Source organism: Halomonas salipaludis (genome assembly GCF_002286975.1).
GTDB classification, from domain to species: Bacteria; Pseudomonadota; Gammaproteobacteria; order Pseudomonadales; family Halomonadaceae; genus Franzmannia; species Franzmannia salipaludis.
Map to the genome: position 1 here is coordinate 262030 of NZ_NSKB01000006.1, position 23188 is coordinate 285217.

Consider the following 23188-nt stretch of genomic DNA (forward strand, 5'->3'; position numbering starts at 1 on the left):
GAAACGTCAGTTGGCCCCGCTTATGGCGGTGGGGCGAGTTCGGGGCGCCGTTCGAGCAGCTCGTCGACCACCGGCCGCTCCTCGAAGCGCGCATAGGCCTCGCGGATCAGCTCGCGGGCCTCTTGTTCGCGACCGAGCTCCCACAGCACTTCGGCGAGGTGTGCGGCGATCTCCTGGTCGGGCATGCTGGCGTAGGCGCGCTCCAGGTAGAGCAGGGCGCGCTCGTCGTCGCCGAGCCGATGGTAGCCCCAACCCATGCTGTCGAGAATCGCCGGGTTGTCCGGCGCCAGGCGGTAGGCGCGCTCGACCAGCTCCATGCCCTCTGCGGTGCGTTCGGTGAGGTCGACCAGCGTATAGCCCAGCGCGTTGAGCGCCATGGCGTGATTCGGTTCGTTGTCGATGATGCGCTGCAGGTCGCGCTCCATGGCCGCCAGGTCGCCGGCATTGAAGGCGCGCATGGCGCGGAGATAGAGCAGCTCGTCGCTGTCCGGGGTCTCGTCGAGCTGCTGCTCGAGCAAGGCATCGGCCTCGGCGTCGAGGCCATGCTGCTCGAGGAGTTCGACCTCGAGGGCAGCCAGGCTGGCTGCCTGATCCGAGTGGCGCAGGCGCTCGATGCGCAGGAAGGCACGGGCGTCGGGCAGGCGGTCGGCCTCTATCAGCATGCGCGTCGCGAACAGTCGCGCCTGTAGAAAGTGTTCGCCGGACGGTACCTGGCGATAATAAAGCAGGGCGTTGTCGACCTCGCCCTCCTCTTCGGCGATGGCGCCGAGCAGGGTGAAGGCCAGCGCCGGGGTGTCGTCGGCGCTGATCAGCGGTAGCAGCAGTCGCCGCGCTGGCTCCGGGTAGTCCTCGTCGAGATACAGCTGGGCCAGCGCCAGGCGCAGGTCGCCGCTGCCGACATGGCGCTCCAGCAGGGTGTCGGTCTGCGCCTCGGCGGCCTCGACGTTGCCCAGCATCAGCTCGCTCTGGGCCAGCATCAGGATGAAGCGGCCGTCGTCCGGTGAGACCTCGAGACCGCGCCGCGAGGCGTCACGGGCGGCGGCGGCATCGCCGCGGTCGAGGGCCAGGCGGGCGCGGGTCAGCCACAGTTCGGGGAGCTCGGCGTGGCTGTCGTCGAGGCCGTCGAGGCGCTGCTGGGCGCGGCTAGGCTGGCCGCTGGCGGCCTCGAGCAGGGCGGTGGCCAGTACCGCGTCGTGGTGCTGGGTGCGCGAGGTGTCGACGACCTCGAGATGCTCGAGCAGCTTGTCGAGCAGCGGCGGCAGGTTGGCACCGGCGTCGATGGCCTGCTCGACGAAATTGGTCAGCTCGGCGTGGCCGCCGCGTCGCGCCAGCGCCAGGCGCTGGTCGAGGCCGTCCTGCCAGTCGCCACGCTGCATCGCGAGTCCGGAGAGCAGGCGCGCCGGGGCCTCGGCCTCTGGGGCCAGCTCGCGCCAGCGCCGCGCGGTGGTCTCGAACAGCTCGGGATCGTCGCTGAAGCGCGCGGCGAGGGCGGCGCGCTCGATCAGCGCTATCGACTGATAGCGCTCGGCCATGGCCAGGTAGCCCTGGCTGGCGGTGCGGTAGTCACCGCGCTGGCCGGCGAACTCGGCGGTCATCAGGGTAGCCAGGCCGTCGGCATCCAGGCCGCGCTCGATGGGCGGCGCCGATGCCAGGGGATCCTCGCGCTCGGCGAAGGGCGTCACCGCCGTGCTCTGGCAGGCGGCCAGCAGCAGTGCGGCAGAGGCCGTCACAGCGGTGAGGGGTAAACGTGCTGGCATGATGATCTCGTTTCCAGAGCCGAGGGCTCAGCATAAACGCCTTGCGAGGCGGCAGCAAAGCCATCTCAGGGAGTGCCCGCGTGGTGGGCTGTGGTAGAATGCGCTGTCTTGATGGACAGGATCCACCGTGACGAGTTCGCCGTTCCCCCTAGCGAAGACGCTGACTGCATGACGCTTCTGGCCCTTGGAATCAACCATAAGACCGCTGCCGTGGAGGTCCGCGAGCAGGTGGCATTCACCCCCTCGCAGCTAGAGGCGGCGCTTGCCGAGCTGCGCGCCTTGCCGGGTGTCGAGGAGGCAGCGGTGCTGTCGACCTGCAACCGCACCGAGCTCTACTGCGTCACCGACAGCCAGGGCGAGGGCCGGATCCTCGACTGGCTGGGCCGCTTCCACGGCCTCGGCGACGAGGACCTGACGCGCTGTGCCTACCACTACCTCGACCACGATGCCGCGCGCCACCTGATGCGGGTGGCGGTGGGGCTCGACTCGATGGTGCTCGGCGAGCCGCAGATTCTCGGTCAGCTCAAGGACGCCTACCAGGCGGCGCGCCAGCACAGCGGCCTGGGCGGCGAGCTGGAGCGGCTATTCCAGCATACCTTTGCGGTGGCCAAGCAGGTGCGTACCGAAACCGGCATCGGCGAGAACCCGGTGTCGGTGGCCTATGCCGCGGTGAGCATGGCCAGCCATATTTTCGATGACTTCTCCGACTCCCGGGCGCTGCTGATCGGCGCCGGCGAGACCATCGAGCTGGTGGCCCGCCACCTGCACGAGGCCGGCGTGCGTGAACTGGTGGTGGCCAACCGCACCCGCGAGCGCGCCGAGCGCCTGGCCGGAGAGTTCGGCGGCACCGCGATCACCCTCAACGAGATCCCGCATGCCCTGGAGCGCGCCGACATCGTGATCTCCTCGACCGCCGCACCGCTGCCGATTCTCGGCAAGGGCATGGTCGAGCGGGCGCTGAAAAAGCGCCGCCATCGGCCGATCTTCATGGTCGATATCGCCGTGCCCCGCGACATAGAGCCGCAGGTCGGCGAACTCTCCGATATCTTCCTCTATACCGTCGACGACCTCCACGAGGTCATCGAGGAGAACCGCCGCCACCGCCAGGTGGCCGCCGACCAGGCCGAGTCGCTGATCGAGCACGGCGTCGGCAGCTGGCAGCATGAGCGCCGGGTGCGCGGTGCCGGCCAGCTGATTCGCCGCTACCGCGAGCAGGGCGAGGGCATCCGTGCCGAGGCCGAGGCCCAGGCACTGGCCCAGCTGGCCAGGGGCGAGGACCCCCAGCGGGTGGTCTCGCGGCTGGCCAGTCAGCTGGCCAATCGACTGATGCACGGCCCCACGCTGCGCCTGCGCGAGGCCTCCGGCGCCGAGCGCCACGATGTCATCGCCGCCGCCGAGACGCTGCTGATCGACCCCTCGGCGCCGTCCCAGGACGCCTAGCCGACCCAAGCCGCGGCTCGCTTCGTTTCACCATTACAGGATCGTCAATGAAAGCCACACTGCGCCAGCGTCTGGAATCCTTCCACGAACGGTTCGAGGAGCTCTCCGCCCTGTTGGCCGAGCCCGAGGTGATCGGTGACCAGAAGCGCTTTCGCGACTACTCGATGGAGTACGCCGAGCTCGATGATCTGGTCACCACCTGGCGCCAATACCGTGGCGTGGAGGGCGACGTCGAGGCCGCCGAGCAGTTGACCGGCGACAGCGACGCCGAGATGCGCGAGCTGGCCGAGCTGGAGCTGGCCGACGGCCGCGAGCGCCTCGTGGAGCTGGAGGAGGAGCTCAGGCGGCTGCTGGTGCCCAAGGACCCCGACGACGGCCGCAGCGTGTTTCTCGAAGTGCGCGCCGGCACCGGCGGCGATGAAGCGGCGCTGTTCGCCGGCGATCTGTTCCGCATGTACTCGCGCTACGCCGAGAAGCGCGGCTGGCGAGTCGAGGTGGTCAGCGCCAGCCACGGCGAGCAGGGTGGCTACAAGGAGATCATCTCGCGGGTCAAGGGCGACGGCGTCTATGCGCGGCTCAAGTTCGAGTCTGGCGCCCACCGCGTGCAGCGGGTGCCGGCCACCGAGTCCCAGGGGCGCATCCACACCTCGGCCTGCACCGTGGCGGTGATGCCCGAGGCCGATGCGGTGGGCGACATCGACATCAACCCTGGCGACCTGCGCGTCGACACCTTTCGCTCCAGCGGCGCCGGCGGTCAGCACGTCAATACCACCGACTCGGCGATCCGCATCACCCACCTGCCCAGCGGCGTGGTGGTGGAGTGCCAGGAGGAGCGCAGCCAGCACAAGAACCGCGCCAAGGCGATGTCGCTGCTGGCCGCGCGGCTCAAGCAGAGCGCGGTGGACAGCCAGCGCCAGCAGCAGGCCGACGCGCGACGCAGCCTGGTGGGTTCCGGTGACCGCAGCGAGCGCATCCGCACCTACAACTTTCCCCAGGGGCGGATCACCGATCACCGCATCAACCTGACCCTCTATAAGCTCAACGACGTGATCAGCGGCGAGCAGCTCGACGAGGTGATCGAGCCGCTGATCCACGAGTACCAGGCCGAACAGCTGGCCGCCCTGCAGGAGGCTTGATGCGCCTCGACCAGTTGGTGGCGCGGGCTACCGAGCGACTGGCAGGCAGCGGCTCGCCGAGCCCGCGGCTCGACGCCGAAGTGCTGCTGTGCCACGTGCTCGAGCGAGACCGTACCTGGCTCTACACCTGGGGTGACCGCGATATCGAGGCCTGGCCGCGGGCGCGCTTCGCGGCGCTGCTGGCGCTGCGCGCCACTGGCTGGCCGGTGGCCTATCTGACCGGCGAGCGCGAGTTCTGGGGACTGTCATTGGCCACCTCGCCGGCGACCCTGATCCCGCGGCCGGACACCGAGCGGCTGGTAGAGGCGGCGTTGGACAAGGCCGCGGCGGACAGCGGGGCGCTGCTCGACCTAGGCACCGGCAGCGGCGCCATCGCCCTGGCCTTTGCCAGCGAGCGCCCCGGCTGGCAGGTGGTGGGCGTCGATCATGCGCCGGGCGCCGTGGCGCTGGCTCGTGCCAATGCCGAGCGACTGGCGATTGCCAATGCGCGTTTCGCGGAGAGCGACTGGTTCGCGGCGCTGGGTGGACAGCGCTTCGCGCTGATCGTTGCCAACCCGCCCTATCTTGCCACCGACGACCCGCACCTGGGGCAGGGTGACGTGCGCTTCGAGCCGCACTCGGCGCTGGTCGCCGCGGCGTCGGGCCTGGCCGACCTCCGCTGGCTGATCGGCCAGGCTCGCGAGCACCTGCTGCCGGGGGGCTGGCTGCTGCTGGAGCACGGCATAGGCCAGGGCCAGGCGGTGCGTGCGGCGCTGGATGTGGCGGGCTATCGCCAGGTGGCGACCCTGGTCGATCTCGGCGGGCGTGAGCGGGTCAGCCTGGGTTGCGTTGATGGCTGACCGGCCGCGTGGCTGGAGCGCTGTTCGGCGAATGTGGTAATAGTAATGGCAGGGCGCGCCGGTGTGCGCTCTCAATTGCTGGTAAATAGCCACAGCCTGCTGTTTATTTCTTGTTATTCTAATCTTAGCAGTGGATATTGCTGGCAAGTACCAACTCAACTGCCATTGGCCGGATAGCACACTACAATGAAAGCCAAGACACGTTCGCTGGACCGTATCGACCTCAAGATCCTGCGCTGCCTGCAGGACAACGCGCGCATCTCCTACGTTGACCTGGCTGCCCAGGTCGGGCTCTCCACCACGCCCTGCCTGGAGCGCGTCAAGCGTCTCGAGCGCTCGGGCATCATCCGCGGCTACAAGGCGGTGCTCGACCCCAAGGCGCTCAAGGCCAACCTGCTGGTGTTCGTCGAGATCAGTCTCGAGACCCAGTCGCCGGCGGTATTCGACGAGTTTCGCCGCGCGGTAAGCAAGCTGCCGCAGATCCAGGAGTGCCATCTGGTCTCCGGCCAGTTCGACTATATCCTCAAGTGCCGAATTCCGGAAATGTCCGCCTACCGTCAGCTGCTCGGCGACGTGGTGCTGACCCTGCCCGGGGTCAAGGAGTCGAAGAGCTACGTGGTGATGGAGGAGGTCAAGGAGGAGTTCTCCCTGCACGTGCCGGATATCGAGGATTTCAGTGACAAGTGATGCCGCCATGAACGACGAGGCGCTGCTGCGCTACAGCCGCCAGATCATGCTCGAGCCGATCGAGATCGCCGGCCAGGAGCGGCTGCTGGCCAGCCATGCGCTGGTGATCGGTGCCGGCGGCCTGGGCTCGCCGGTGGCGCTCTACCTGGCCGCGGCCGGCGTCGGTAGGCTGACCCTAGCCGATGCCGACGTGGTCGAGCTTTCCAACCTGCAGCGCCAGATCGCCCACGGCATGGAAGACCTGGGGCACAACAAGGCGGCGTCGGCCCGTGAGGCGGCCCTGGCACTCAACCCCCACTGCCGGGTCGAGGTGCTCGACGCGCACCTGGATGGCGAGGCGCTGGCGGCGGCGGTGGCCGAGAGCGATGTGGTGATCGATTGCACCGATCGCTTCTCCAGCCGCTACGCCATCAATCGTGCCTCGCTGGCGGCGGGCAAGCCGCTGATTTCCGGGGCGGCGATCCGCTTTTCCGGCCAGCTGGCGGTGTTTGACCCGCGCGATGCCGAGAGCCCCTGCTACGCCTGCCTCTATCCGCCCGGCGAGGCAGGCGAGGCCGACGACGCACTGCGCTGCGCCGAAAACGGCGTGGTGGCACCGCTGGTGGGGGTGATCGGCACCTTCCAGGCCCTCGAGGCAGTCAAGCTGCTGAGTGGTGCCGGCACGCCGCACCGCGGACTCTCCACCTTCGATGGCCTGCGCGGCGAGTGGCGCCACTTCAAGGTGCCCCGCGACCCGGCCTGCGCGGCCTGTCGGTCGCGCTGAGCGCGCCGTCATGGTCGAGCGCAAGTCTCCGTTCCCCGGCCGGGTCAGCGACTTCGATATTCGCCTGATCCGGGTGTTCAAGGCGGTGGCCGAGTGCGGCGGCTTCACCGCCGCCGAGGTCGAGCTAGGCATCAGCCGCTCGGCGATCAGCCTGCACATGGCCGACCTCGAGAAGCGTCTCGGCCTGCGTCTCTGCCAGCGCGGCCGCAGTGGTTTCGCGCTTACCGAAGAGGGGCGCCAGGTGTATGCCGCCGGGTTGACCCTGCTGGCTTCGTTGGAGACCTTTCGTACCGAGGTCAACGGCCTGCACCGCACCCTGCGCGGCGAGCTCAACATCGGCATTACCGACAACCTGGTCAGCCTGCCGCAGATGCGCATCACCCACTCGCTGGCCGAGCTCAAGCAGCGTGGCCCCGAGGCGCGCATCAATATCCACATGGAACCCCCCGACAGTATCGCCCAGGGCGTGCTCGATGGCCGCCTACACCTCGGGGTGGTGCCCGAGATCAACCTGCTGGCGAGCCTCGAAAGCCGCGTGCTCTACAGTGAGCGCTCGCAGCTCTACTGCGCGGTCGGCCACCCGCTGTTCGACAGCGACGATGCCGGCCTGACACGCCAGGCGCTGGCCGACTGGGATGCGGTGCAGCCCAGCTACCCGCTGCCCGAGGCCGCCCGCGACCCCCACGCCTGGCTCAACGGTACGGCCAGCGCCTCGGACCGTGAGGGCGCGGCGTTTCTGATCCTCACCGGCTGCTATATCGGCTACCTCCCCGACCATCTCGCCGCGCCCTGGGTAAATGCCGGGCGACTGCGGGGGCTGGCGGTCAGTGGTGGTGAGTATTCGACACCCTTCGTCACCGTGATGCGCCGCGATCGGCGCCCACATCGTGTGCTGGAGGCGTTTCTCGATGCCCTGGCGCATCATCCATGAACGGGGACGTTATTGGCTGAACGTTATTGAATACTTGACATGCCTTGGTGGTCTGGTGGCAGACTAGAAGCATGATCTTGCTTCACTCGTACACGCCACGCGTTACCCGTGGTGAAAGAATTCAACAACAATAACCGGCGATCAGATTCGCTCGACAAGGAACCCCGCATGGCCGATTCGACCTTCGAGGCCCCCACATCCTACTACCGCGACAGCATTGCCGTGCGCCCCGCGGCCAGCCAGCCGTTGGTCGGCGAGCACCGTGTCGACGTATGCGTGATCGGCGCCGGGGTGACCGGCTGCTCCACGGCACTGCACCTGGCTGAGCGCGGCTACTCGGTGGCGGTGCTGGAGGCCGGTGAGATCGGCTTTGGCGCCTCGGGGCGCAGCGGCGGGCAGATACTGCCAGGGCTGGGCACCGACATCGCCACCGTGGAGAAGGCGCTGGGGCGGCCGCGCGCCCGCGAGATCTGGGAGATGAGCCGCGAGGCGGTGCGCCTGACCGCGGCGCTGGTCGAGCGCCATGCGATTCCCTGCGACCTGGCCTGGGGCTATCTGCACGCCGCGGTCAAGCCGCGCCATGTGCGCGAGCTCCAGGCGTTTCGCGACCGCCTGGCCCGCGACTACGACTACCAGGCGCTGAGCTGGCTGGAGGGCGATGCCCTGCGTGAGCGGGTAGTCAGCGACGCCTACCCCGGGGCGCTGTTCGAGAGCGAGGCCGGTCACCTGCACCCGCTCAACTATACCCTGGGCCTGGCACGTGCCGCCGAGCAGGCCGGGGCGCAATTCTACCCGCACACCCCGGCGCTGGAGATCCAGCGCGGCGCACCGGTACGGGTGACCACCGCCCAGGGCGTGGTGATCGCCGAGAGCCTGGTGGTGGCCACCAACGCCTATCTGCGCGGCCTGGTGGCGGAGCTCGACGGCCGCATCATGCCGGCGGCCAACTACATGATCGCCACCGCGCCGCTCAGCGAGGCCCAGGCCGCCCAGGTACTGCCTCACAACGACGCCCTGTCCGACGCCAACTTCGTGCTCGACTACTATCGGTTGTCCGGCGACCGGAGGCTGATCTATGGCGGCGAGGTGAGCTACAACGGTCGCGAGCCGCCCGGGCTCGAGGCGCGCATCGATGCCAAGATCGCGCGGCTGTTCCCGGTACTGGCCGGGGTGCCCATCGAGTACCGCTGGGGTGGCGACGTGGCGATCACCGTCAACCGCGCGCCGGACTTCGGGCGCCTCGACGCCAACCTCTATTACGCTCAAGGATATTCCGGTCACGGCATGGCCCTGGCCGGGCTGGCCGGCCAGCTGCTGGCCGAGACCATCGCCGGTCAGCACGAACGCTTCGATGTCTTCGCCGCCATGCCGCATCGGCGCTTCCCCGGCGGTCGGCGTCTGCGCACGCCGCTGTTGGTGCTGGCCACCCAGTATTACAAGCTGCGCGACAGGCTGTAACAGCAACAGAATTTGCTTGCCGGTGCGCCGGCCGGTAGCCACCAAGAGGTTCCCATGAAAGATCTGGAAAGCTGGCTGAAAGAGCGACGCATCACCGAGGTCGAATGCCTGGTCAGCGACATCACCGGCATCGCCCGCGGCAAGATCGCGCCGGTTTCGAAGTTCGTTGCCGAGAAGGGCATGCGTCTTCCCGAGAGCGTGCTGCTGCAGACCGTGACCGGCGACTACGTCGAGGACGACATCTACTATTCGCTGCTCGATCCTGCCGATATCGACATGATCTGCAAGCCCGATATCAGCGCCGCCTACCCGGTACCCTGGGCGCTGGAACCCACCGCCCAGGTGATCCACGACTGCTTCGACAAGCAGGGCAACCCCATCGAGCTGTCGCCGCGCAACCAGTTGAAGAAGATCCTCAGGCTCTATGCCGATCAGGGTTGGCAGCCGGTGGTGGCCCCGGAGATGGAGTTCTACCTGACCAAGCGCTGCGAGGACCCGGACCTGCCGCTGCAGCCGCCGATCGGCCGCAGCGGGCGCCAGGAGACCGGTCGCCAGTCGTTCTCCATCGACGCCGCCAACGAGTTCGATCCGCTGTTCGAGGACATGTACGACTGGTGCGAGGAGCAGGGGCTGGATATCGACACCCTGATCCACGAAGAGGGCACCGCGCAGATGGAGATCAACTTCCGTCACGGCGACCCGCTGGTGCTGGCCGACCAGGTATTCCTGTTCAAGCGCACCCTGCGCGAGGCGGCGCTCAAGCACGACGTGGCGGCAACCTTCATGGCCAAGCCGGTGACCAACGAGCCGGGCAGTGCCATGCACCTGCACCAGAGCGTACTCGACATCGCCAGCGGCGAGAGCGTATTCGCCAACGCCGACGGCACTCACAGCGACCTGTTCCTGTGGCACGTTGGGGGCTTGCAGAAGTACATCCCCGAGGCGCTGCCGCTGATGGCGCCCAACGTCAACTCGTTCCGCCGCTTCCTGCCCGATACCTCGGCGCCGGTCAACGTCGAGTGGGGCGAGGAGAACCGTACCTGCGGGCTGCGCGTGCCGGATAGCTCGCCGCACAATCGCCGGGTCGAGAACCGCCTGCCGGGTGCCGACGCCAACGTCTACCTGGCGATAGCGGCCAGCCTGCTGTGCGGCTACATGGGCATGATCAAGCAGGTTGCCCCGAGTGCGCCGGTCAAGGGGCGCGCCTTCGAGCGGCGCAACCTGCGCCTGCCGTTCACCCTCGAGCAGGCGCTGGAGCGCATGGAGCACTGCCATGAGCTGGAGGAGTACATGGGGCGCAAGTTCGTGCAGGGCTACGTGGCGGTGAAGCGGGTCGAGAACGAGAATTTCAAGCGCGTGATCAGCTCCTGGGAACGTGAGTTCCTGCTGCTGAGCGTATGAGCATGCCGAGCATCGAGCAGTAAGTGAAACCTAGCGTTGACGGCCCTCCCGGGGGCTGCGGATACGCTAGCCAGGTGCCAGCCGCCGAGGCTGACGACAACAATCCGAAGAATGAGGTGCCACGATGTTTCGATATCACACGCTATCGGTAGCGGTTGCCGCTGCCACCCTGGGACTGGCGGCCGCGGCGGCCCAGGCCAACGAGGTGCGGGTCTACAACTGGTCGGACTATATCGCCGAGGACACCCTCGAGCGCTTCACCGAGGAGACCGGCATCGAGGTGATCTACGACGTCTACGACAGCAACGAAGTGCTGGAAGCGGCGCTGCTCTCGGGACGCTCCGGCTACGACGTGGTGGTGCCCTCCAACCACTATCTGACTCGCCAGATCAGCGCCGGCGTCTATCGTGAGCTGGATCACGACCTGATCCCCAATATGGTCAACCTCAACCCCGACCTGATGGATGATCTGGAGTTCGTGGATCCGGGCAGCCAGTACTCGATCCCCTACATGTGGGGCACCAACGGCATCGGCTACAACGTCGAGCGGGTGACCGAGATCCTCGGTGACGACGCGCCGCTGGACTCCTGGGCGCTGATCTTCGATCCCGAGGTCACCACCGCCCTCAACCAGGGCGGCTGCGGCATCTCGATGCTCGATACCGGTGACGACATGCTGTCTGCCGGCATGGCCTACCTGGGGCTGTCGCCGCTCTCGGAGGAGACGGCAGACATCGAAGCCGCCGGTGAGATGATCGCCGCGGTGCGCGACAACATGACCTACTTCCACTCCTCGCGCTACATCTCCGACTTGGCCAACGGCGATATCTGCGTGGCCGCCGGCTACTCCGGCGATGTGTTCCAGGCCGCCGATCGTGCCGCCGAGGCGGGTCGCGACTTCACCATCGCCTACAGCATTCCCAAGGAGGGCGCGGCGCTGTGGTTCGACATGATGGCGATTCCCGCCGACGCGCCGAACCCCGACAACGCCCACGCCTTCATCAACTTCATCCTCGAGCCCGAGATCGCCGCCGGCATCACCGAGTACGTGGTCTACGCCAACCCCAACCTGGCGGCCAATGAGTTCCTCGACCCCGAGATCCTCAACGACCCGGCGGTCTATCCCGACCAGGAGGTGATGGACAACCTCTTCGTTCAGGAAGAGAAACCGCTGGCGGTACAGCGGGTTCGCACGCGGACCTGGAACCGCGTCAAGTCCGGCCAGTAACCCCGAACCGCGGCCGGCCCTGGGGCCGGCCGCCTCTCTTTCGCGAACACACTCGGGGGCTTGACGATGCCGCAATCCCAGAGCCTGGAACAGGCCCATCATCGGCGTCTCGATGAAGACGCCCTGGTCGATATTCGCCGTGTGAGCAAGCGCTTCGACGGTGCGCTGGCGGTGGACGACGTCAACCTGAGCATCCGTCGCGGCGAGATCTTTGCGCTGCTCGGCGGCTCGGGGTCGGGCAAGTCGACGCTGCTGCGCATGCTGGCAGGGTTCGAGAAGCCCAGCGAAGGGCAGGTGCTGCTCGACGGTGAGGACATCACCAAGATGGCGCCCTATGAGCGCCCGATCAATATGATGTTCCAGTCCTATGCGCTGTTTCCGCACATGACGGTGGCGCAGAACATCGCCTTCGGTCTCAAGCAGGACAAGCTGCCGCGCCAGGAGATCGACGCGCGCGTGGCCGAGATGCTCAAGCTGGTGCACATGGAGCGCTTCGCCAAGCGCAAGCCGCATCAGCTCTCCGGCGGCCAGCGCCAGCGCGTGGCGCTGGCGCGTTCGCTGGCCAAGCGGCCCAAGCTGCTGCTGCTCGACGAACCCATGGGGGCGCTGGACAAGAAGCTGCGCACCGAGATGCAGCTCGAGGTGGTGGAGATCCTCGAGCGGGTCGGGGTGACCTGCATCATGGTCACCCACGATCAGGAGGAGGCCATGACCATGGCCGACCGGGTGGCGATCATGGCCGATGGCTGGATCGCCCAGGTCGGCTCGCCGATGGACGTCTACGAGAGTCCGGCGAGCCGTATGGTGGCGGAGTTCGTCGGCACCATGAACCTGTTCGAGGGCGATATCGTCGTCGATGAGGCGGACCACTGTGTGATCGACAGCGCCCAGCTGGGGCGCCAGATCTACATCAGCCACGGCGTCAGCACCGAGGCCGATAACCGCCGGGTGTGGGCCGGGATTCGCCCCGAGAAGACCGGGCTGAGCCGGGAGCGCCCCAGCGGCGACTACAACTGGGCGGCGGGCAAGGTCGAGGATATCGCCTACCTAGGCGGTTTTTCGGTGTACTTCGTGCGCACCGAGCAGGGTCACCTGGTAAAGGCCAGCCTGACCAACACCGAGCGTCGCGGCGAGCGCCCCACCTGGGACGACAGCGTCTACATCCACTGGGACGACCGCAGTGCCGTGGTGCTGCGCGACTGAGTGAGGAGCGAACCATGAAGTCTTCACTGCTAGCGCGGCTGCCGCGTGCGCTGCGCCCCGGTCGTGGCTGGGTGATCGCCGCGCCGCTGCTGTGGCTGACGCTGTTCTTTCTGCTGCCGTTCGGCATCGTGCTCAAGATCAGCCTCTCTAATGCGGCAATCTCGGTGCCGCCCTACAGCGCGATCTTCGACTACAGCGCCGAGACGCTGAACATCGCGCTGAATTTCGGCAACTACCTGTTCCTGACCACCGACACCCTGTATGTCGCCGCCTACTGGGGCTCGGTCAAGATCGCCTTCCTGTCGACGCTGCTGTGCCTGCTGATCGGCTACCCGATGGCCTACGCCATGGCACGCGCGCCGGCGCGCTGGCAGCTGGTATTGCTGCTGCTGGTGATGCTGCCGTCATGGACCTCGTTTCTGATCCGCGTCTACGCCTGGATGGGGATTCTCAGCAACAACGGCCTGATCAACAATGGCCTGCTGTGGCTGGGACTGATCGACTCACCGATTCGCATGATGAACACCAACTTCGCGGTGATCCTGGGCATCGTCTACGCCTACTTGCCGTTCATGATCCTGCCGCTCTACGCCAACCTGTCGCGGCTCGACGGCTCGCTGCTGGAAGCGGCGTCGGACCTCGGTTCGCGCAAGTTCAATACCTTCCTCAAGGTGACCCTGCCGCTCTCCAAGGGCGGCATCATCGCCGGCTCGATGCTGGTATTCATTCCCGCGGTGGGCGAGTACGTGATTCCCGAACTGCTGGGTGGGCCCAATACGGTGATGATCGGCAAGGTGTTGTGGGAGGAGTTCTTCCACAACCGTGACTGGCCGGTGGCCTCGGCGCTGGCGATGGTGATGCTGGCGATCCTGATCATTCCCATCGCGCTGTTCCACCGCTATCAGAGCCGTGAGCTGAAGGAGTGACCATGAAGAAGCCATCCTTTACCACGCTGATGCTGATTGCCGGACTGCTGTTCCTGTACCTGCCGATGGCGATCCTGATGTTCTACTCGTTCAACTCGTCGCGGCTGGTGACGGTGTGGGCGGGGTTCTCGGGGCGCTGGTACATCGAGCTGTTCCGCGATCGCCAGATCCTGGCCGCGGTGTGGACCAGCCTGCGTATCGCCTTCTTCTCGGCGACCATGGCGGTGTGCCTGGGCACCCTGGCGGCCTTCGTCATGACCCGCTTCACGCGCTTTCGGGGCAAGACCGCGCTGTCGAGCATGGTCACCGCGCCGCTGGTAATGCCCGAGGTGATCACCGGCCTGTCGCTGCTGCTGCTGTTCGTGCACATGGCGCAGATGATCGGCTGGCCGGCGGACCGTGGCATGGTCACCATCTGGATCGCGCATACCACCTTCTGCAGCGCCTATGTGGCGGTGGTGGTGGCTTCGCGGCTGCGCGAGGTCGACCTGTCGATCGAGGAGGCGGCGCTGGATCTCGGCTCGCCGCCGCTCAAGACCTTCTTCCAGATCACCCTGCCGATGATCGCCCCGGCGCTGGCCGCCGGCTGGCTGCTGGCCTTCACTCTGTCGCTGGATGACCTGGTGATCGCCAGCTTCGTCTCCGGCCCCGGCGCCAGTACCCTGCCGATGGTGGTGTTCTCCTCGGTGCGCATGGGCGTCTCGCCGAAGATCAACGCTCTGGCCACGCTGATCATCCTGGCGGTGTCGCTGGCGACCTTCCTGGCCTGGTACTTCATGCGTCGCAGTGAGAACAAGCGGCGTATGGCCATGGCGCAGCAGGACGCCGGCTGATTCAGTCTGACGATAATGGCGCCAAGGACAATCGTAGGAGCGACTTCAGTCGCGATGCAGTGCGAAGCGCTGCTGGTCAAGTCACCCATCGCGGCTAAAGCCGCTCCTACAAGAGCAATGGCGCCAAGGCAAAAGTGGGAGCGACTTCAGTCGCGATGCAGCGCGCAGCGCTGCTGGTCAAGCCACCCATCGCGGCTAAAGCCGCTCCTACAAGAGCAATGGCGCCAAGGCAAACGTAGGAGCGATTTCAATCGCGATGAGGTTGCTATCCAACATCGATACACCTTGTGGAGATAACGTATGACCCAGACGCCTGCCACCCCGCACGTGGCGTCCTACTATGCCGCCACGGCCAATGCCAGCCCCGAACGGCCCAGCCTCAGCGGCGAGATGAGCTGCGATGTATGCGTGGTCGGCGCTGGCTTCACCGGCATCTCGTCGGCGCTGCATCTCGCCGAGCGCGGCTACAAGGTGGTGGTGCTGGAGGCGGCGCGGGTGGGGTTTGGCGCCTCGGGGCGCAACGGCGGCCAGATCGTCAACAGCTATAGCCGCGACATGGATGTTATCGAGACCAAGTACGGCCTCGACACCGCCCGCGCCCTGGGCGACATGGCCTTCGAGGGCAATCGCATCATCCGCTCGCGCATCGAGCAGTACGCCATCGACTGCGATCTCAAGAATGGCAATCTGTTCGCCGCCTGCAACACCCGCCAGATGGAAGGGCTGCGTGAACACCAGGTGCTGTGGCAGCGCTACGGCAACCGCGAGCTGGAACTGCTCGAGGGTGAGGCGCTCAAGCGTGAGGTGCAAAGCGAGCGCTACGTCGGCGCGCTGGTCGACCACTCCGGCGGGCACCTGCATCCGCTCAACCTGGTGCTCGGCCAGGCAGCGGCCTTCGAGGCGCTGGGCGGGATCATTTATGAGCAGTCGCCGCTGCTCGAGCTTACCCACGGCGAACCGGTGCGGCTGCGCACGCCCGGCGGCACGCTGGTGGCCGAGCGCGTGGTGCTGGCCGGCAATGCCTATCTGCAGGGGGTAGTGCCTGAGCTGGAGGGCAAGTCGATGCCCTGTGGCACCCAGATCGTCACCACCGAGCCCCTCGGCGAGCGCGGCCGGACGCTGCTGCCCAACGACATGGCGGTGGAGGACTGCAACTACCTGCTCGACTATTACCGCCTCACCGGCGACGGCCGGCTGCTGTATGGCGGCGGGGTCAGCTATGGTGGCCAGGATCCCACCAGCATCGAGGCGGTGATCCGCCCCAAGCTGCTCAAGACCTTCCCCGAGCTCGGCGACGTCAAGATCGACTACGCCTGGAGCGGCAACTTCCTGATGACGCTGAATCGCCTGCCGCAGTTTGGCCGGCTCAACGCCAATGTCTACTACGCCCAGGGCTACTCCGGTCACGGCGTGACCTGCAGCCACCTGGCCGGGCGGCTGATCGCCGAGGTGATCGAAGGCGAGAGCGAGCGCTTCGACGCCTTCGCCGGCCTGCCGCATCTGCCGTTCCCCGGCGGGCGGCTGCTGCGGGTGCCGCTATCGGCGCTGGGGGCGTGGTATTACGCCACCCGTGACCGACTCGGCGTTTAGTGGGAGGTAGAGGCACTCAGAACAGGCCGCTGATCTCGCCCTGCGCGTCGATGTCGATATGCGCGGCAGCGGGGTCGGCGCCGAGTCCCGGCAGGGTGCGAATATCGCCGCACAGCGCATAGACGAAGCCCGCACCCGCCGAGAGGCGCACCTCGCGGACCGGCAAGGTCCAGCCCTCGGGAGCACCGAGGCGCGTCGGATCGGCGGAGAGCGACAGGTGACTCTTGGCAATGCACACGGGGAACTGCCCGTAGCCCTGCTGCTGATAGCGCTCCAACTGGCCTTGCGCGGTCGTCGAGAAGGCGACATCGGCGGCGCCATACAGGCGCGTGGCGATGCGTGCGATCTTGGCCTCGAGGGGCAGTTCGTCGGGATAGAGGTACTGGAAGTCGGCGCCGGCCGAGGCCTGTTCCACCACTGCTTCGGCCAGTGCCAGGGCACCATCGCCGCCATCGAGCACGTGGCTGGTGAGCACCGCCTTGACGCCCACCGACGCGGCCAACTCGACGATCGCAGCATGCTCGCTGGGGTGGTCGGAAGGGAAGGCGTTGATCGCCACGACCGGGGTGATGCCGTGGGCGCGGATATTGTCGATCTGCTTGAGCAGGTTGGCGCCGCCGGCATGAACTTGCTGTGGGTTCTCGGCCAGCAGCGAGTCGGGCAGTGGCTTGCCGGGTAGCACTTGGTGCTGGCCGCTGTGATATTTCAGGGCGCGCACCGTGGCCACCAGCACGGCGGCATCCGGCGTTAGCCCCGAGGTGCGGCATTTGATGTTGAAGAAGCGTTCGGCGCCCATATCGGCACCGAAGCCCGCCTCGGTGACCAGGAAATCGCTGCCGTGCAGGCCAATGCGATCGGCGACGATCGATGAGTTGCCGTGGGCGATATTGCCGAACGGGCCGGCATGGATCAGTGCCGGAGCGTGCTCCAGGGTCTGCAGCAGGTTGGGCTTGAGGGCTTCCTTGAGCAGGGCGGCCATGGCCCCGGCGGCGCGTATCTGTTCGGCCGTGACCGCCTGGCCGTCGCGATCGTAGCCGATCACGATACGGCCCAGGCGCTGGCGCAGGTCGGCCAGTGAATCGGCCAGGGCGAGGATCGCCATGACCTCGGAGGCCGCGGTGATCTCGAAGCCGCCCTGACGTGGCACCCCGTCGACCCGCTCGCCGAGGCCCAGCACGATGTGTCGCAGCGCGCGGTCGTTGATGTCGATGGCACGCTGCCAGTGGATCTGCTGCGGATCGAGCTGCGGTTCGAGCCGATGGTGAAGGTGGTTGTCGACCATTGCCGCGAGCAGGTTGTGGGCGGCGGCGACAGCGTGTAGGTCGCCGGTGAGGTGCAGGTTGATGCGCTCCATGGGCACCACCTGGCTGTGTCCGCCGCCGGCGGCACCGCCCTTGATGCCCAGGGTCGGCCCCATGGAGGGCTGGCGTAGCGCAACGCTGGCGCGGTGGCCGAGCCGCTGGAGGCCTTGGGTCAAGCCGATGGCGGTGGTGGTCTTGCCCTCGCCGAGTGGCGTGGGGGTGATGGCCGAGACCACGATGTAGCGCCCCCGGGGCTGCCCGGCCAGGGCGTCGATGGCGCTCAGGTCGAGTTTAGCGATGCCGCGACCATAGGGTTCCACGGCCTCACCGGGAACCCCCAGGCGGTGGGCGATCTCCTCGATGGGCCATAGCCTGGCCGTGCGTGCGATACGCAGATTGTCGTTGACTGCCGAAGTGTGCCGCTCGGCTGCGGGAGATTGGCCGCTCATCGCCTTGCCTCCTGACTCGCCGTTGATGGGGAGTGCTGCCCACAGTATTCATGCCATGGCGGCGATGAATTGTCTCGCCGACGTCAGCGGTGTTGGTCGCAGCGACAGTTGCTTGCATCCGTTGTCAATACATTACACTGGGATCATGATAATGGCGTGCGACCGAGCATTCGGCTGAGCGCTTGAGGAGGTGGTATGCAAGGTCATGGAAAACCGCCCAACGGCCGCTACAACGTCGGCTTCCTGATGGTGCCGGGGTTCTCCCAACTGGCCTTCTCCTCGACGCTCGAGCCGTTGCGCATGGCTAATCATCTCGCCGACCGGGAGCTCTATCGCTGGTACTTGATCAGTCGTGACGGTGCCCCGGTCACTGCCAGCAGCGGCCTGACCAGTGACGTCGATCACGACCTGGAGCGTGCGCCGCCGCCGGACCTGCTGCTGGTATGCGCCGGCGTCGACGTGCAGCGCCACTGCGATCGCGCCACCCTGACCTGGCTCAAGCGCCTGGCGGCGCGTCGCATCCCCCTTGGGGCAGTTTGCACCGGCGGCTACATGCTGGCTCAGGCCGGGCTGCTGGATGGCTATCGCTGCACCCTGCATTGGGAGCATATCTCGAGCATCCACGAGGCACGGATGTTTCCCGCCGTGACCTTCTCCTCGCAGCTGTTCGTCATGGACCGCGATCGCTACACCTGTTCTGGCGGTATTGCACCGCTGGATATGATGCTCAACCTGATCGGGCGTCAGCAGGGGTTGGAGCTGGCCGAGGCGATTGCCGAGGAGTTCATTCACGAGCGCATCCGCGGTGTCGGCGATCGCCAGCGCACCCCGCTGCGGGTGCGGCTGGGGCATAGCCACCCCAAGCTGGAGGAGGTCGCTACGCTGATGGAGGCCAACCTCCAGGAACCATTGTCGCTGGATGAGCTGGCCAGCTATGCCGATCTGTCGCGTCGCCAGCTGGAGCGCCTGTTCCAGCGCTACGTTGACTGCCCGCCGTTGAAGTATTATCTGGAGCTGCGGCTGGTGCGAGCCAGGCTGCTCTTGCGTCAGACCCATATGCCGATCACCGACGTCGCCCATGCCTGCGGCTTCGTCTCGCCACCGCACTTCACCAAGTGCTACCACGACCGTTTCGGCCACTCGCCGAGCCGCGAGCGCAAGCGGCGCAGCGACCGCCAGGCCGAGGCCGATGCGCTGCAGGCGGCCTCGCTGGCGGCGCGTCCGGCGCCCGACGAGGTGTGATCGTCAACTGCGCGGTCGCCGGTTGTCCGGGTCGTACAGCGCCCGGTAGCCTACTGCGGCGATGCGCATCGGATAGTGGGCGCCGAAGTACTCCAGCAATAGCGTCTGCCCCTGACTGGCGTAGGCTGCGGGTAGGTAGCCCAGGGCGATGTTGCTGCCCACCGAAGGGCCGTAGGCGATACTGGTGACATAGGCGCGACGCCCCAGCTCGTCCACCGGTACCTCGCCGCTCTGCGGGTCGAGCAGCGGCGCCTGGCCGACCGGGAAGCGTGGTGTGCCGCTGGCGTCGAGGTGGTCCTCCATCACCAGGGTGCAGAGGTAGGAGGGCTGGCGATGACGTTGGCGCTGTTCGAGGTGGGCGGCCTTGCCGTAAAAGTCGGCGGCCTTGACCTTGGGGCGCGCCAGGCCTGCTTCGACCAGGTTGTAGTCGGTCAGCAGGTCGACGTTCTGCAGCCGCAGGCTCTTCTCCAGACGGCGGCTGTTGGCGTAGGTCTCGATGCCCACCGGCGTTACTCCAGCATCGAACAGCCGATCCCAGAGCGCCAGCGCGTAGCTGAAGGGCACATACAGCTCCCAGCCCTGCTCGCCCACATAGGAGATGCGGAAGGCCCACACCGGGATGCCCTGAAGGCGCAGTTCACGAGCGCTGGCAAACGGGAAGTTCGCGTCGTCGAGGGCATCGGGGGTATCGGCCAGGGCCTGCAGGGTGCGCCGGGCATTGGGGCCCCACAGGCCCAGGGTGGCCAGGCTGTCGCTGCGATCCTCGAGGTGCCAGTGGCTCAGGCCCAGGTCCTCGGCGCGGCGGATGATCCATACCAGGTCGCGATGGCCGGTATCGCCGCCGCATACTACCCGCCAGGCGTCCGCGGCCAGGCGCACGATGGTCAGGTCCGAATGGACGCCGCCGGCGGTATCCAGGAAGTGGGTATAGACACCCTTGCCGAGCGGGGTGTCGCCGCCGACCTTGGCCACCGAGAGCGTCTCCAGCAGCGCCTCGGCATCGCGCCCCGAGATATCGTAGATGGCGAAGTGGGAAAGGTTGATCATCCCCACGTCGTCGCTCAGCGCCAGGTGCTCGGCGTTGGAGACGCGCCAGAAGTGGCGCTGGTCCCATTCCGCGGGGCGCTCCGGAATGCGCTCCAGATAGTCGGCGAGGCGTGTCTCGTTGGCGGCATAGCCGTGGGCGCGCTCCCAGCCCGCGGCCTCCATGAAATAGCCGCCCAGTTCCTGTTCGCGATGCCAAAAGGGGCCACGGCGCAGGTTGCGGCCGTTGTCGAAGGGCTCGCGGGGGTGCACCGGCGGGTCGTAGATCTTGCGCGCGATCTCCAGGCAGCGGCCATGCACATGGTGCGGGGTCTTCTGTACCGGATAGAAACGCGCGATATCGATGCTGCAGGGATCCAGCGTCGGGCGACCGTGGGTCAGCCATTCGGCGGTCAGCTTGCCCATGCCCGGCCCATCCTTGACCCACACCGCCTCGCAGAACCACAGGCCGCGGGTCTCCGGTGACTCGCCGACCAGCGAGCCGCCATCCACGGTGACCGAAAGCAGGCCGTTGAAGGAGTGCTTTTCGTCCCAGCCCAGTTCGCCGAGCAGGGGGGTGAGCTCCACGGCGCGCTCGAAGGCGTCGGCGATCTGCTCGGCCTCGAGGTCGCGCATCGAGGGCGAGAGGCGCGCCTGATCACGCTCGAGGATAGCGTGGGGATGTACCAGGCGCGGTTCGCGGGCCTCGTAGTAGCCCCACTCGAGCTGGCCACCCTCGGTGGAGGTGGGATCGCCGGTGTCGCGCAGATAGGCGGAATTGCCCTGGTCGCGCAGCAGCGGGTAGCCGATCTCCAGGCCGGTGCCGGCGAAGGCGTCGTAGGGGCCGAAGAACATCAGCGGATGCTCCACCGGCATCAGCGGCAGCGCGGCGCCACCCATGGCGGCAGGAATCGGCCCCCAGATGCCGGCGCACACCAGCACCAGCGGCGTTTCGATATAGCCCTTGGCGGTCTCCACGCCGCATACCCGGCCAGCCTGAACGTCGATATCCAGCGCCGGGGTATCGGCGAAGACGCTGAGATGGCCGCTCTCGACCCCGCGTTCGATCAGTTCGCCGGCAACGCGCTGGGAGCGCGGCACCACCAGGCCGGCATCGGGGTCCCACATGCCGCCCAGCAGCAGGTCCCGTTCCAGCAGCGGGAAGCGCTCGACCACTTCGTCGGCGTCGATCATGCTCACGCGAGTGCCGAATGCCTTGCCCGAGGCGACCTTGCGCTGCAACTCCGCCAGGCGTGCCTCGTCGCCGACCCGGGCGATTTCCAGGCCGCCGATGCGGCGATAGCGTCCCATCGCCTCATAGAAGCGTTGGCTGTAGGTCGTGGTGTAGCACGACAGCTTGTCATGGGCGGTCATGAAGCAGAAATCGGAGGCGTGGGAGGTCGACCCGATATCCGAAGGGATGGCGGACTTGTCGAGACCCACCAGCCGGGTCCAGCCCAGCTCGATCAGGTGGTGAGCCAGCGAGGCGCCGACGATGCCGCCCTGACCGATGATCACCGCGTCCGCGTGCCGAGGGAGTGTCGCCATGGCAAGCCTCCTGTAAGCCGGTGACGGGATGCCTGGGATCAGGATAATCCACTCTGCACTGCCGCGCTGTCCCGCGACGACGCCGTCTTTGGCGGCGGCGACAGCGGCGCCAGGCGATGTCGCCGCCACCAAAATAGCCGGCGTCGAGGGTGACATGCGCTGTCCCGTGGCGCGCTAGCTTCGCTAGTTAGAAGCGGCGCTGACGGCCGTTTCGCCGCGAAGAGGAGGCAGGTCATGTCCCATGTCATCGAAAGCGTCGAGCACACTCAGGCTGCGCCCGAGATCCTGCTCTATCCGCGCATCCGCAAGTCGCCGTTCTTCTACGCCTCGCGGCGCCATGGGGTGCGCAAGTACAGCGTCTACAACCACCACTATCATCCGCGTCTCTACACCGATCCGGTGGACGAGTACTGGGCGCTGGTGCAGGGCGTCACCCTGTGGGACGTCGGTGTCGAGCGCCAGATCGAGATCAGCGGTCCGGATGCTTTCACCTTCGTGCAGCGGCTGGTGCCCCGCGATATGCACCAGTGCCAGGCGGGGCAGTGCAAGTACGTCTTCGTCACGGCGGCGGACGGCGGGATCATCAACGACCCGGTGCTGCTGCGCGTCGAGGAGGAGCGCTTCTGGCTGTCGCTGGCCGATAGCGACGTGCTGCTCTGGTGCCAGGGCCTCGCCTATCATGCCGGCCTGGATGTCAGTATCCAGGAGGTGGACGTGGCGCCGGTCCAGGTCCAGGGGCCCAAGGCCAAGGCGGTGATGGTCGACCTGTTCGGCGAGGCGGTGTTGGCGATGCGCTATTACCACCTGATGGAGGCCACGCTCGACGGCATGTCGGTGGTGATCTCGCGCACCGGCTACTCCGGCGAGATCGGCTACGAGATCTACCTGCGCGAGGCCAGCCGCCATGGTGAAGCGCTCTGGCAGCGGGTCTTCGAGGCCGGTCGGCCGCATGGCATGCAGGTCATCGGTCCCTGCCACATCCGCCGCATCGAGGGCGGCATCCTGGCCTTCGGCTGCGACATCTGGTACGACACCAACCCCTTCGAGGTGGGTATGGGCTACGACTGGATGGTCGACCTGCGCGGCGACGACGACTTCATCGGCCGTGCCGCCCTGGAGCGGATCAAGGCCGAGGGGGTATCGCGCAAGCTGGTGGGGGTGGAGATCGACGGCCCCAGTGTCGGCCACTTCACCGATGGTGCCATGATTGACGTTTTCCCGGTGCTCGACGGTCACGGCACGCGTATCGGCCAGGTGACCTCGGCCACCCACTCGCCGCGTCAGCAGCGCAATATCGGCTATGCCATGGTGCCGATCGAGTATGCCGAACTGGGGACGCCGCTGCGCATCGATGCCAATACCGGCATGCAGGAGGCGCGGGTGGTAGCCAAGCCGTTCCATGATCCGGGCAAGGAAATTCCCAAGGGCTGATG

General features: G+C 66.8%; 18 protein-coding genes. 15 read left to right on the forward strand and 3 right to left on the reverse strand.

Going from position 1 to position 23188, the window contains the following annotated elements:
* Nucleotides 1–20: 20 nt before the first annotated feature.
* Nucleotides 21–1757, reverse strand: coding sequence for a tetratricopeptide repeat protein (locus CK498_RS16895; RefSeq protein ID WP_095622020.1), 1737 nt, complete (start codon nucleotides 1755–1757; stop codon nucleotides 21–23).
* Nucleotides 1758–1925: 168 nt separating this feature from the next.
* Between CK498_RS16895 and hemA the strand changes: the two genes are divergently transcribed.
* The 13 genes from hemA (at nucleotide 1926) to CK498_RS16960 (ending at nucleotide 16192) form a co-directional block, all read left to right on the forward strand.
* On the forward strand, nucleotides 1926–3197 hold the full coding sequence (gene hemA / locus CK498_RS16900; protein ID WP_095622021.1) for a glutamyl-tRNA reductase: 1272 nt from the start codon (nucleotides 1926–1928) through the stop codon (nucleotides 3195–3197).
* Between the two features lie 47 nt (nucleotides 3198–3244).
* A complete protein-coding gene (gene prfA / locus CK498_RS16905) occupies nucleotides 3245–4333 on the forward strand; it encodes a peptide chain release factor 1 (RefSeq protein WP_095622022.1) in 1089 nt (362 codons plus the stop codon).
* Nucleotides 4333–5172: a peptide chain release factor N(5)-glutamine methyltransferase gene (gene prmC, locus CK498_RS16910; protein WP_095622023.1), complete on the forward strand. Its 840-nt coding sequence runs from the start codon at nucleotides 4333–4335 to the stop codon at nucleotides 5170–5172. Before prfA ends, prmC begins: the two co-directional genes overlap by 1 nt.
* Before the next feature lie 186 nt (nucleotides 5173–5358).
* A complete protein-coding gene (locus tag CK498_RS16915) occupies nucleotides 5359–5859 on the forward strand; it encodes an Lrp/AsnC ligand binding domain-containing protein (protein WP_095622024.1) in 501 nt (166 codons plus the stop codon).
* 7 nt (nucleotides 5860–5866) lie between these two features.
* Nucleotides 5867–6622: a HesA/MoeB/ThiF family protein gene (locus tag CK498_RS16920; protein WP_095622025.1), complete on the forward strand. Its 756-nt coding sequence runs from the start codon at nucleotides 5867–5869 to the stop codon at nucleotides 6620–6622.
* Nucleotides 6623–6632: 10 nt separating this feature from the next.
* Nucleotides 6633–7553, forward strand: coding sequence for a LysR family transcriptional regulator (locus tag CK498_RS16925; protein ID WP_095622026.1), 921 nt, complete (start codon nucleotides 6633–6635; stop codon nucleotides 7551–7553).
* Nucleotides 7554–7721: 168 nt separating this feature from the next.
* Complete coding sequence (locus tag CK498_RS16930) at nucleotides 7722–9011, forward strand: NAD(P)/FAD-dependent oxidoreductase (RefSeq protein WP_095622027.1); 1290 nt, start codon at nucleotides 7722–7724, stop codon at nucleotides 9009–9011.
* Nucleotides 9012–9065: 54 nt separating this feature from the next.
* Nucleotides 9066–10412 carry a glutamine synthetase family protein gene (locus CK498_RS16935; RefSeq protein ID WP_095622028.1) on the forward strand — a complete coding sequence of 449 codons (1347 nt, stop codon included), beginning with the start codon at nucleotides 9066–9068 and terminating at the stop codon, nucleotides 10410–10412.
* Between the two features lie 124 nt (nucleotides 10413–10536).
* Entirely contained in the window at nucleotides 10537–11640 is a 1104-nt protein-coding gene (locus tag CK498_RS16940; protein WP_095622029.1) for a polyamine ABC transporter substrate-binding protein, read from the forward strand.
* A 66-nt stretch (nucleotides 11641–11706) separates the two neighbouring features.
* Nucleotides 11707–12843, forward strand: coding sequence for a polyamine ABC transporter ATP-binding protein (gene potA, locus CK498_RS16945; protein ID WP_095622030.1), 1137 nt, complete (start codon nucleotides 11707–11709; stop codon nucleotides 12841–12843).
* Between the two features lie 14 nt (nucleotides 12844–12857).
* Entirely contained in the window at nucleotides 12858–13769 is a 912-nt protein-coding gene (locus tag CK498_RS16950) for an ABC transporter permease subunit (RefSeq protein ID WP_095622031.1), read from the forward strand.
* Between the two features lie 2 nt (nucleotides 13770–13771).
* Nucleotides 13772–14602, forward strand: coding sequence for an ABC transporter permease subunit (locus CK498_RS16955; RefSeq protein WP_095622032.1), 831 nt, complete (start codon nucleotides 13772–13774; stop codon nucleotides 14600–14602).
* A gap of 300 nt (nucleotides 14603–14902) precedes the next feature.
* On the forward strand, nucleotides 14903–16192 hold the full coding sequence (locus CK498_RS16960) for an NAD(P)/FAD-dependent oxidoreductase (RefSeq protein WP_095622033.1): 1290 nt from the start codon (nucleotides 14903–14905) through the stop codon (nucleotides 16190–16192).
* A gap of 16 nt (nucleotides 16193–16208) precedes the next feature.
* Here the strand turns inward: CK498_RS16960 and CK498_RS16965 are convergent, their stop codons facing one another.
* Nucleotides 16209–17942 (reverse strand): formate--tetrahydrofolate ligase, encoded by a 1734-nt coding sequence (locus CK498_RS16965; protein WP_095622034.1) that lies wholly within the window; start codon nucleotides 17940–17942, stop codon nucleotides 16209–16211.
* Nucleotides 17943–18137: 195 nt separating this feature from the next.
* Between CK498_RS16965 and CK498_RS16970 the strand changes: the two genes are divergently transcribed.
* Nucleotides 18138–19184 (forward strand): GlxA family transcriptional regulator, encoded by a 1047-nt coding sequence (locus CK498_RS16970; protein WP_095622035.1) that lies wholly within the window; start codon nucleotides 18138–18140, stop codon nucleotides 19182–19184.
* A gap of 3 nt (nucleotides 19185–19187) precedes the next feature.
* Here the strand turns inward: CK498_RS16970 and CK498_RS16975 are convergent, their stop codons facing one another.
* Entirely contained in the window at nucleotides 19188–21755 is a 2568-nt protein-coding gene (locus tag CK498_RS16975; protein WP_095622036.1) for a GcvT family protein, read from the reverse strand.
* Nucleotides 21756–21989: 234 nt separating this feature from the next.
* Between CK498_RS16975 and CK498_RS16980 the strand changes: the two genes are divergently transcribed.
* Nucleotides 21990–23186, forward strand: a complete 1197-nt coding sequence (locus tag CK498_RS16980; protein WP_095622037.1) for a glycine cleavage T C-terminal barrel domain-containing protein — start codon at nucleotides 21990–21992, stop codon at nucleotides 23184–23186.
* Nucleotides 23187–23188 lie beyond the last annotated feature (2 nt).